This is a genomic window from Streptosporangium sp. NPDC000396, assembly GCF_042898655.1.
GTDB lineage: Bacteria > Actinomycetota > Actinomycetes > Streptosporangiales > Streptosporangiaceae > Streptosporangium.
Window position 1 is genome coordinate 114,254 of record NZ_JBIAZA010000017.1, and the last position, 8,636, is coordinate 122,889.

The 8,636-nt window shown below is 69.7% G+C and carries 9 protein-coding genes; 5 read left to right on the forward strand and 4 right to left on the reverse strand.

All coding sequences use genetic code 11. The features are described from left to right. The first annotated feature begins 98 nt into the window (after window positions 1-98). Complete coding sequence (locus ACFY2X_RS26775; RefSeq protein WP_389942703.1) at window positions 99-1,814, forward strand: GAF domain-containing protein; 1,716 nt, start codon at window positions 99-101, stop codon at window positions 1,812-1,814. Between the two features lie 14 nt (window positions 1,815-1,828). On the opposite strand, the gene ACFY2X_RS26780 is transcribed toward ACFY2X_RS26775, so the two are convergent. Together ACFY2X_RS26780 and ACFY2X_RS26785 are read right to left on the reverse strand one after the other, a co-directional pair. After that, window positions 1,829-2,236, reverse strand: coding sequence for a pyridoxamine 5'-phosphate oxidase family protein (locus tag ACFY2X_RS26780; RefSeq protein ID WP_389942706.1), 408 nt, complete (start codon window positions 2,234-2,236; stop codon window positions 1,829-1,831). Window positions 2,237-2,288: 52 nt separating this feature from the next. Continuing rightward, window positions 2,289-2,930, reverse strand: a complete 642-nt coding sequence (locus tag ACFY2X_RS26785; RefSeq protein ID WP_389942709.1) for a response regulator — start codon at window positions 2,928-2,930, stop codon at window positions 2,289-2,291. Between the two features lie 199 nt (window positions 2,931-3,129). Between ACFY2X_RS26785 and ACFY2X_RS26790 the strand changes: the two genes are divergently transcribed. After that, a complete protein-coding gene (locus ACFY2X_RS26790) occupies window positions 3,130-3,831 on the forward strand; it encodes a PIG-L deacetylase family protein (protein ID WP_389942712.1) in 702 nt (233 codons plus the stop codon). A gap of 82 nt (window positions 3,832-3,913) precedes the next feature. Here the strand turns inward: ACFY2X_RS26790 and ACFY2X_RS26795 are convergent, their stop codons facing one another. After that, a complete protein-coding gene (locus ACFY2X_RS26795) occupies window positions 3,914-4,582 on the reverse strand; it encodes a CBS domain-containing protein (protein WP_389942715.1) in 669 nt (222 codons plus the stop codon). Window positions 4,583-5,021: 439 nt separating this feature from the next. Between ACFY2X_RS26795 and ACFY2X_RS26800 the strand changes: the two genes are divergently transcribed. The 3 genes from ACFY2X_RS26800 (at window position 5,022) to ACFY2X_RS26810 (ending at window position 7,419) form a co-directional block, all read left to right on the forward strand. Further along, entirely contained in the window at window positions 5,022-5,612 is a 591-nt protein-coding gene (locus ACFY2X_RS26800; RefSeq protein ID WP_389942718.1) for a hypothetical protein, read from the forward strand. Window positions 5,613-5,818: 206 nt separating this feature from the next. Next, the gene (locus tag ACFY2X_RS26805; RefSeq protein WP_389942721.1) at window positions 5,819-6,175 is read left to right on the forward strand and encodes a spore germination protein GerW family protein; all 357 of its coding nucleotides are present in this window, start codon (window positions 5,819-5,821) and stop codon (window positions 6,173-6,175) included. Between the two features lie 116 nt (window positions 6,176-6,291). After that, the gene (locus ACFY2X_RS26810; RefSeq protein ID WP_389942724.1) at window positions 6,292-7,419 is read left to right on the forward strand and encodes a site-2 protease family protein; all 1,128 of its coding nucleotides are present in this window, start codon (window positions 6,292-6,294) and stop codon (window positions 7,417-7,419) included. 90 nt (window positions 7,420-7,509) lie between these two features. Here the strand turns inward: ACFY2X_RS26810 and ACFY2X_RS26815 are convergent, their stop codons facing one another. After that, entirely contained in the window at window positions 7,510-8,403 is an 894-nt protein-coding gene (locus ACFY2X_RS26815; RefSeq protein WP_389942727.1) for a LysR family transcriptional regulator, read from the reverse strand. Between the last annotated feature and the right edge of the window lie 233 nt (window positions 8,404-8,636).

Consider the following 8,636-nt stretch of genomic DNA (forward strand, 5'->3'; position numbering starts at 1 on the left):
TGAGATCTCTGACGGCCGAGGGCACCCGGCTGGGCGGCTCGCGCCGGTGGCGGGACGAGAAGTGAGGGCTCGGATGCCTTGATGCGAGACTTTCCTACATGGGGGAGATCGAGCCTGGCGCGTTGGTACCGCACATGCGGCTGGATGAGCTGTTGTCGGAGCTGCACGTCCGGCTGGAGGCGGTGCTGGCCACCCGGGACCGCGTGCACGCCCTGCTGGAGGCGGTCGTGTCGGTGGGCAGCGACCTGGATCTGGAGACCGTGCTGCGCCGGATCGTGGAGACCGCCACCACCCTGGTCGACGCCAGCTACGGCGCGCTGGGGGTGATCGGCGAGGAGCACACACTCGTTCAGTTCGTCCCGGTGGGGTTGAGCGAGGAGGAGATCGCCCGGATCGCGCACTGGCCCCACGGGCTGGGCCTGCTGGGCCTGCTCATCAAGGAACCGCGGCCGCTGCGGCTGGCGCACATCTCCGACCACCCGGAATCCTACGGTTTCCCGCCCGGCCATCCGCCGATGGGGTCGTTCCTCGGGGTGCCGGTCCGGGTGCGCGACGAGGTGTTCGGCAACCTCTACCTCACCGAGAAGCGCGGGGGAGGGGAGTTCGACGCCGAGGACGAGGCGATCGTGGTGGCGCTGGCCACCGCGGCCGGCGTGGCGATCGAGAACGCCCGGCTGTACGAGGAGAGTCGGCGGCGCGAGGTGTGGCTGCAGGCCTCCTCGGACGTCACCACCAGCCTGCTGTCGGGAGCCGATCCGCGGGAGGTGCTCACGCTGATAGCGCGGCGGGCGCGGCAGATGGCCGGCGCCGACATCGTGGCGGTCCTGCTGCCCGACGAGGCCAGGCGGGTCCTCCAGGTGATCATCGCCGACGGGGTGGCCGGTGGCCGGGCGGCTCCCGTGGAGACTCCTGTAGCGCAATGTCTCGCGGGCCGGGCGTTCACCAGCGGCGAGCCGCTCATGGTGACCGACGCGGTCGAGGCCGAGGTGCCGGTTGTGATCGCCGGGTACGCGTCGCTGGGGCCCGTGGCCGCGGTGCCGATCGGTGCGGCGGGAGCCGTGCGCGGGGTGCTGTCACTGGGCAAGCGCTCGGGTCGCATCCCGTTCAGCGAGGCGGAGCTGCGCACCCTGCACGCCTTCGCCGGGCAGGCGGCGATCGCCATGGAGCTGGCCGAGAGCAGGATGGACGCCGAGCGGCTGGGGCTGTTGGAGGACCGCGACCGGATCGCCAAGGACCTGCACGACGTGGTCATCCAGCGGCTGTTCGCCGTCGCCATGACGCTGATGAGCACCGCACGGCTCGTCGACCGGCCGGAGGCCTCCTCTCGCCTGCAGAACGCGATCGACGAGCTGGACGGCACCATCCGGCAGATCCGTTCGACCATCTTCGCCCTGCAGACTTCCCGCCAGGAAGGCGATGCCGGCCTGCGCGCCCAGATCGTGGCCCTGGTGGAGGACACGCGCGGCCATCTGGGCTTCATGCCGGGCCTGACCCTGGAGGGGCCGCTGGACAGCAAGGTGCCGCCCGAGGTGGCCGAGCATCTGCTGGCCGTTCTCCGGGAGGCGCTGTCCAACATCGTGCGCCACGCCAAGGCCTCCCAGGCCGACGTACGGGCCGAGGTGAACAACGACCGGTTCACCCTCGTCGTGCGGGACAACGGGATCGGGCTGTCCGAGGGCGGCAGGCGCAGTGGGCTGCGCAACCTCCAGGAGAGAGCTCTGCAACTCGGCGGTTCCTTCGAGATCGAGTCGTCCCCGGGGGACGGCACACGGTTGACGTGGAGCGTCCCGCTCGGCGAGGCATCGCCGGGGTGACCTCGGTAGGCGAACTAGCGCTGGATACGGCGGCCGGAGATCTGCTCGGTCTGCATCACGATGAAGTGATCCCGGCCCCCGGGCGCCCACGCCGTCAGCGGCAGAGCCGACAGCCGGGCGATCTCCGCCGAGTCGTCCACGGCTCGCGCGTGTCCCACCGCGGTGACCGACCAGCCCGTGCGCGCCTGCACGTCGAAGTCGTCGACCTCGAAGGCCACCACGGTGTGCCGGGTGGCCGCGGCGAGTTTGGATCCCGTGGTGGTGCGGATGATGATGTTCTCGCCGTCGAGGCAGAAGTTGACCGGTTGCACCGCGGGAAGAGCACGGTCGGTGAAGACGATCCGCCCGATCGGTGTCGAGGACAGCAGAATGATGCACTCCTCTCGGGAGAGCACATGCAGCCCGGCTGAATCGACTTTCATATCCCCAAGGCTCGCCGACCCCTCATGTCCGGGATAAGGGCCGAAGGTCCCTTCATTCGGGTCGATCGGCCTTCAAGCGCGCGGCCAGGGCCGCCGCCTGGGTACGGCGCTGCATGCTCAGCTTGGACAGCAGGTTCGAGACGTAGTTCTTCACGGTCTTCTCGGCGAGGTAGAGCTCCTCGCCGATCTGCCGGTTGGTCATGCCTTCGCCGATCAGCTCCAGGATGTGGCGCTCCTGGTCGGACAGGGCGGCGAGCGGATCTTTCTTGGTGGCCTGCTCACGCAGGCGCGTCAGCATGGAGGCGGTGGTCTGCGGGTCCAGCAGTGACTGGCCGGCCGCCACGGTTCGTACGGCGCCGATCAGGTCCGAACCGTGGATCTGCTTGAGGACGTAACCGGAGGCGCCCGCCATCACCGCGTTGAACAGGGCGTCGTCGTCGGCGAAGGAGGTCAGCATGAGGCAGGCCAGCTCCGGCATCTTGGAGCGGACCTCCCGGCAGACGTCCACCCCGTTGCCGTCGGGCAGGCGCACGTCCAGCACCGCGACGTCCGGCCTGAGCGCCGGAATGCGGGCGATGGCCGACTCCGCGGTTCCCGCCTCACCGACGATCTCTATGTCGTCCTCGGATGACAGCAGGGCGGCGACGCCCCGGCGCACTACTTCATGGTCGTCTACGAGGAACACGCGAATCATGCCTTGAACGCTAATGCCCTGTGGCACCGGGTGCTAGGGACCAAGGTCCCTGGTCGATCGCGTGGCGCGTGAGAACGCTCACAACTCATGTGACGCCTTATGCGGCGAAAGTCCTCAAGGAGAGGGACCTTTGTCGCTGCTCAAAGGAGAGACCTCTGGCCGATGCTCGAAGTGTCGACAACGAGTCAGGAGAGGATCGATGAGCGCGCGGACGATCGGTACGCCGATCACTCTTCCGGCCCAGGCCGGCCCGATCGAACCCATGGACGACAGGCTGCCCAAGGCGCGGCACGTTCTGGCCGTCGTCGCCCATCCCGGTGAGGAGGCCGCCACGCTCGGAGCCGTCCTGGAGGGCTTTCTCCGTGACGGTGCCCAGATCAGCGTGCTGATCCTCACCCGTGGTGAGGCCTCGCCGTACAATTCCACGACCGAGCGGCTGGCCTCGGTGCGGCCGTGCGAGACGCAGGTCTCGGCATCCGTCCTGGGCGTGAGCCATGTCGTCATGGCCGACTTCCCCGACGGCCTGCTCGACCAGATCCCGTTGCGCCGCCTGGCCGAATGCGTCACCCGGGCGGTCACGGAGTTCGGGGCGGATCTGCTGCTGACCATCGATCCCATCGGCGCGGAGGACTGCCCCGGCGACGAATGGGCCGCGCACGCGGCCGCATACGCGGGCCGGATTCTGGGGATCCCGGTTCTGGCATGGACTCTCCCGGCGGCGCCGGCCCGGCTGCTGGGCTATGACAACCCGGCCCGTCCGGATATCTGCGTCAACGTGGATCGGACCGTGCAGAAGCGTGCGATGCGGGCTCACCGCAGCCAGGAGGACGGGCAGTCCCGCCACCGGCGCCGTCTCGACCTGCAGGGCGACCACGAGTGGCTGTGCCGGCTGCGGGGGTGAGGGAGCCGGAGAGCTCCCGGCCGTTCACGCCTTCGGCCGCCGGGCATCCGTTCGGGGCATGCCTTCGGCCGCCGGGCACCGCTCAGGCGGGTATGTTGTCCCGGTCCCAGGTGAGATGGTCGAGGACATCGACGACCCCGTTGACCTGCTGGGCCATCCACAGGGCGATCTGGGCGTCACTGTGCAGGGTCATCCGCCCGCTCAGTGTCACCACCCCGTTGTCGACGGTGACACAGACGCGAGAGGTGTCCATCCAGAGCGATCGCATCAGAACGTTCACGCGGATCTCGCGCTCGATGTCCCTGTCGGACCGGACGAACACCTTGAGCAGGTCGCGGCGGCTGATGATGCCCACCAGGCGGCCCTGCCTGTCCACCACCGGCAGCCGTTTGACGTCCTGGCACTCCATCAGGCGGCCCGCGATCACCACCGGCGCGTCCATCGAGACGGTGACCACGGGGGTGGTCATCAACTCCTGGGCCACATCGCCTCTGGCCTTGTCCGCGCTCGGCCGCCGGTTGAGCCGGGTCAGCGGCGGCTGGTAGTTCTCACCCCGGAACTGCTCCCTGAACTCCTCCTTGTGCAGGAGATCGGCTTCGGAGACGACACCGATCACTCGGCCTTCGCCGTCCACCACCGGTACGGCGCTCACCGCGTGGGTGATGAGCGCCTCGGCGATGTCCTTGAAAGGGGTGTTCCCGTTGATCGAGATCACCCGCCGGGTCATGACGTCCTTGACGAGGACATGCATCTCTGCCTCCAAACGTGCGCGCAGGCCGGATAAGGGGTCGTTCATCCAGGCGGCCCACGGAAACGCGGCGGTGGCGAGAGCCCGCGGTCCATCGGGGGCGCCGGCTCGCCGGAAGCGGTTCGTCTCATATAAGCAGCGTCGGACATCGCCGGGACGGCCCCCAGGGTCCAAATGCCCTTCCGGGGAGGACTGTCGCCCCTACAGCCGGCGGGGGTCCTGGCCGGAGCCTTGGACGCGGGCCGCGGCCGGGACCTCGGGCGCGGGCCACATCCCTTCGGCGTGGGAGGAAAATGGGAGGAAATCCGAAGGAAGCGGGTGTCGTACGGCGAGCGGTGGGGCCGAAGGTCCCGGCAGAGCCACATCCAAAGACTCTGGTATTCAGGGCATATGTGCTCAAATGTGAAGATGTAGACCTATGTCGCCGGCAGGAGGTGGCCCGATGCGTTCCTTCACTCGTTGGGCGATACGCTGCCTGCGTCTTCATCGCTTTGACGGCAACGCGTTGCGCAGGCGCTCGGACCGGATCGAGACGGTGGCCGTGCTGGTGAGCATGGTGATCTTCATGGCCGTGCTGTGGCCGGCGGTCGCACTCGGGCGTCAGGTCTATGCGAACGGGCTGCAGGCCGAGCTCGCCGGCCCGCCTCACCGGCAGGCGGTGGCCGCAGAGGTCGTGAACACGCCGCAGTCGTCGGCACGCGCTTCAGGATGGCGGATGCAGACGGTGCGGTGGACCACTTCGGGGGGAAGCCCGCGGACGGGTGAGGTGATGCTCCCGCCGAGCACGCGGCTCGGTTCCCGCGTCGAGATCTGGATCGACGGGGTCGGCAAGCTCACGACCCCCCCGCAGAACCACGTGAAGACGGTCGTGGACGCCGCGTTCGTCGTGATCGCCGTGGTGGGCTGGGCCGGGGCGGCCCTGATGCTCTGCCTGGCCGGCGTTCGGAAACTGCTGGACCGGCACCGTGACGCCGAGTGGGAGAGGGCGTGGGCCGTCGCCGACGAGCGGTGGCGCCGGCCGAGGCAGACCTGACGGCCTGGCCGGTCACGTCCCCGGTCGCCCCTGTCGCGTCCGAGGGGCATTGATCGTCGGCATGCGTCCGGTCATGTAGGAGATGCTGGATTCACGGCGGCTGTGAGGCCGTCATTTCGGGTTGTTCGTCGGTTGCTCCTCTCGTGTGCGGGGGAGGGAGGGCGATGGTCCAGCACGGGAAACACCCGGGCGGAAGGGCGAAGTCGATGGGTGTCATGGAGATGATCGAGCAGGCGTGGGACGACGTCACCGTCAGACGTGTCTTCGGAAAGCCGATCACGCAGGGCGGTGTGACGGTCATCCCCGTGGCCCGTGTCCTCGGAGGCGGAGGCGGAGGCAGCGGCAAGCAGGAAGGCGATCAGCCCGGAGAGGGAACGGGCGGAGGCTTCGGCCTCGGCGCCGCGCCGGCCGGCGTGTTCGTCATCAAGGACGACGAGGTCCACTGGAAGCCCGCGATCGACGTCAACCGGATCGTCCTGGGCGGTCAGATGGTCGCCGTCGTGCTGCTGTTCACGATCCGTGCCATCGCGCGCCGGCGCGCCAGGGCCCGGGAGCGCGGTTGATCACCGGCAGGGCGTGCGGCGATGACCGCACCGCTCCGGTGCTGAGCGACCAAAGTCCCGCCTGAACAGGCATAACGGCTCTAACTCGGAAGTGAGGGAAGTCCCATCGTGGAAGTATGAGGCCGAGTCTGCGCTTGGGGAACGTGGCGGGGATTCCCGTGGGGATCCACTGGTCCGCGCTCCTCGTCATCGCGCTGATCATGGCCGTCCTCGGGACGGGGGTCCTGCCGGCCGCGGTTCCCGGCCTGTCGCAGGGGCTGTACTGGGGAGTCGCCGCGGTGGTCGCGTGCGCGTTCTTCGCGTCGCTCCTGGCCCACGAGCTCGCCCACGCCCTGGTCGCCCGCCGCCTGGGCGTCCGGGTGGGGTCCATCACCCTGTGGCTGATGGGCGGGATCACCGAGCTCGACGGTGAGGCCCGTACGCCGAGGGCGGAGGCGGAGATCAGCGCGGCCGGCCCCCTGACCAGCCTGGCCTTCGCGGCAGTGGCGGGCCTGGTGCTGCTCGTCCCGCACAGCCCGCTGCTCATCTCGTCGGCGGTGGCCTGGTTCGCCCTCGTCAACGCCGTACTCGGCCTGTTCAACCTGCTGCCCGGCGCGCCCCTGGACGGTGGGAGGGTGCTGCACGCGTTCCTGTGGTGGCGCTATCGCGACCGTTCCCGCGCCGACAGGACGGCGGCGCAGGCGGGACAGTCGCTCGGCATGTTCCTGGTGGCCGCCGGCGTGCTGCAGGCCGTCGTCTGGTCACCGGTCGGCGGGCTGTGGATGGTGCTCATCGGATGGTTCATGACCGGTGCCGCCCGCGCCGAGGCGTTCGCCCGTTCGGCCCGGAGCGGACTGACCGGCCTGCGGATGCGTGACGTCATGACATCCGTCCCCGACCTCGCCCCTTCCTGGCTCAAGGTGGATGCTTTCGTGGCCACCGTGGCGCTCCGGTCCCGGCAGAGCGTCTTTCCCGTCGTGGACTTCTCCGGGGCGCCCGTCGGCGCCGTCTCACTTGAGACTATTTCCGCTCTCACTCCGGAACAGCGGGCCGAGACCAATGTCGCGCAGCTGGCTCGCAAGCTGCCGTCGGATCATGTCGTCGCCCCTGACGATCCGGCGGCGCGGATCCTGGATCTGTCCGTGGAACCAGCCGTCCTGGTCGTCGAGAACGGGCACGTGACCGGCCTGGTCACCCCCGCCGACTTCACCAGGATCCTGATGCAGGCCTCCCTGAGAAGCCCGCCACGTGACGACGCGCCCTGATCCCCGTCGGGCCCGCCTTCCGCCGCGGAAGGATCCGGGGAAAGGCCGCGGAGGATTCCGGGAAAGGCGGCCGGAAGCCGCCCGGACGTCTCACGGACGGGGGAGTCTCCCGGCCGCGCTCTCGACGAGCAGGGAGAGGAACGCGTCGCTGAGAGCGTCGAGCTCCGTGCGCGTGTAAGCCGTGAGGGCCCGGGTCACCGAGGGCCTGGGCCTGAGCGTGTAGCCTTCGTATCCCTTCGGCACGATGTTCGCGGGCACCAGCGCGGGTCCGAGTCCGGCGGCCGCCAGGGTCGGCGCCGAGGCCGTCTGCTCGGTGCGGACCGCGATTTTCGGCTGGAAGCCCGCCTCCAGGCACACACGGTCCAGGATTTCCGCGAGACCGTTGTCCGGCGCGTAGTGGACCCAACGGCGATCGCGGAGAGCGCCGAGGTCGACCTCGGTCACCCGCTCGGCCGCCAGGGGGTCGTCGGGAGAGACGGCCACGACGAACTCCTCGACGCCGATGGGGTGCACCGGCCCGGCCCAGGCCGCGGGCCGGGGACCGATGGCGAGATCGGCCTGCCCGCTCGCCATCGCCTCCGCGAGCTCATCCGCGTGCCGGTGCTCGAACAGCCTGACGTCGACCCCCGGATGGAGCCGGCTCCATGTTCTCAGCACGGCGGGCAGTACCCCGAGGCTGACCGAGTAGACCGCCGCCAGCCGTAGCTCGCCGCGCACCAGCCCGACCGTCTGGCGTACGGCGGAGACGGCGCCGGCCGCGTCGGCGAGGGCGGCTCGCGCGTGGGGCAGCATCGCGCGCCCGGCCGCCGTGAGGTGAACGGCGCGGGGCAGCCGCTCCAGCAGGGGCGCGCCGACCGCCCGCTCCAGCGCTCGAACCTGATGGGACAGGGCCGGCTGCGTGACATGGAGAACCTCGGCGGCCTTGGTGAAGGAGCCCTGGTCGACGATCGTGACGAGATATTCGAGCTGTCGCAGGCTCAGCATGCACAAAAATTATCACGACCATAAAAATCATGATTTCGGCTCATGGCCGGCGAGAAGCTCAGGCCAGTGAAGCTCAGGCCAGTGAGAAGCGGGACCCGGCGCACACGGGCGGGGGGGCGCCGCCCCCCCCCCCCCCGGCCCGGGGGGGGGGGGCCCCCCCCGCCCCGGGGGGGGGGGGGGAGGGGGGGGCGCGGGGGGGCCCGGCCAATGGGGGGGGGGGGGGCCCAGGGCCC

Bases quoted from the DNA above. Each gene is read 5' to 3' on its own strand.
- ACFY2X_RS26775 (WP_389942703.1), top strand. From the start codon at position 99: ATGGGGGAGATCGAGCCTGGCGCGTTGGTACCGCACATGCGGCTGGAT.
- ACFY2X_RS26780 (WP_389942706.1), bottom strand. From the start codon at position 2,236: ATGAAAGTCGATTCAGCCGGGCTGCATGTGCTCTCCCGAGAGGAGTGC.
- ACFY2X_RS26785 (WP_389942709.1), bottom strand. From the start codon at position 2,930: ATGATTCGCGTGTTCCTCGTAGACGACCATGAAGTAGTGCGCCGGGGC.
- ACFY2X_RS26790 (WP_389942712.1), top strand. From the start codon at position 3,130: ATGAGCGCGCGGACGATCGGTACGCCGATCACTCTTCCGGCCCAGGCC.
- ACFY2X_RS26795 (WP_389942715.1), bottom strand. From the start codon at position 4,582: ATGCATGTCCTCGTCAAGGACGTCATGACCCGGCGGGTGATCTCGATC.
- ACFY2X_RS26800 (WP_389942718.1), top strand. From the start codon at position 5,022: ATGCGTTCCTTCACTCGTTGGGCGATACGCTGCCTGCGTCTTCATCGC.
- ACFY2X_RS26805 (WP_389942721.1), top strand. From the start codon at position 5,819: ATGGGTGTCATGGAGATGATCGAGCAGGCGTGGGACGACGTCACCGTC.
- ACFY2X_RS26810 (WP_389942724.1), top strand. From the start codon at position 6,292: ATGAGGCCGAGTCTGCGCTTGGGGAACGTGGCGGGGATTCCCGTGGGG.
- ACFY2X_RS26815 (WP_389942727.1), bottom strand. From the start codon at position 8,403: ATGCTGAGCCTGCGACAGCTCGAATATCTCGTCACGATCGTCGACCAG.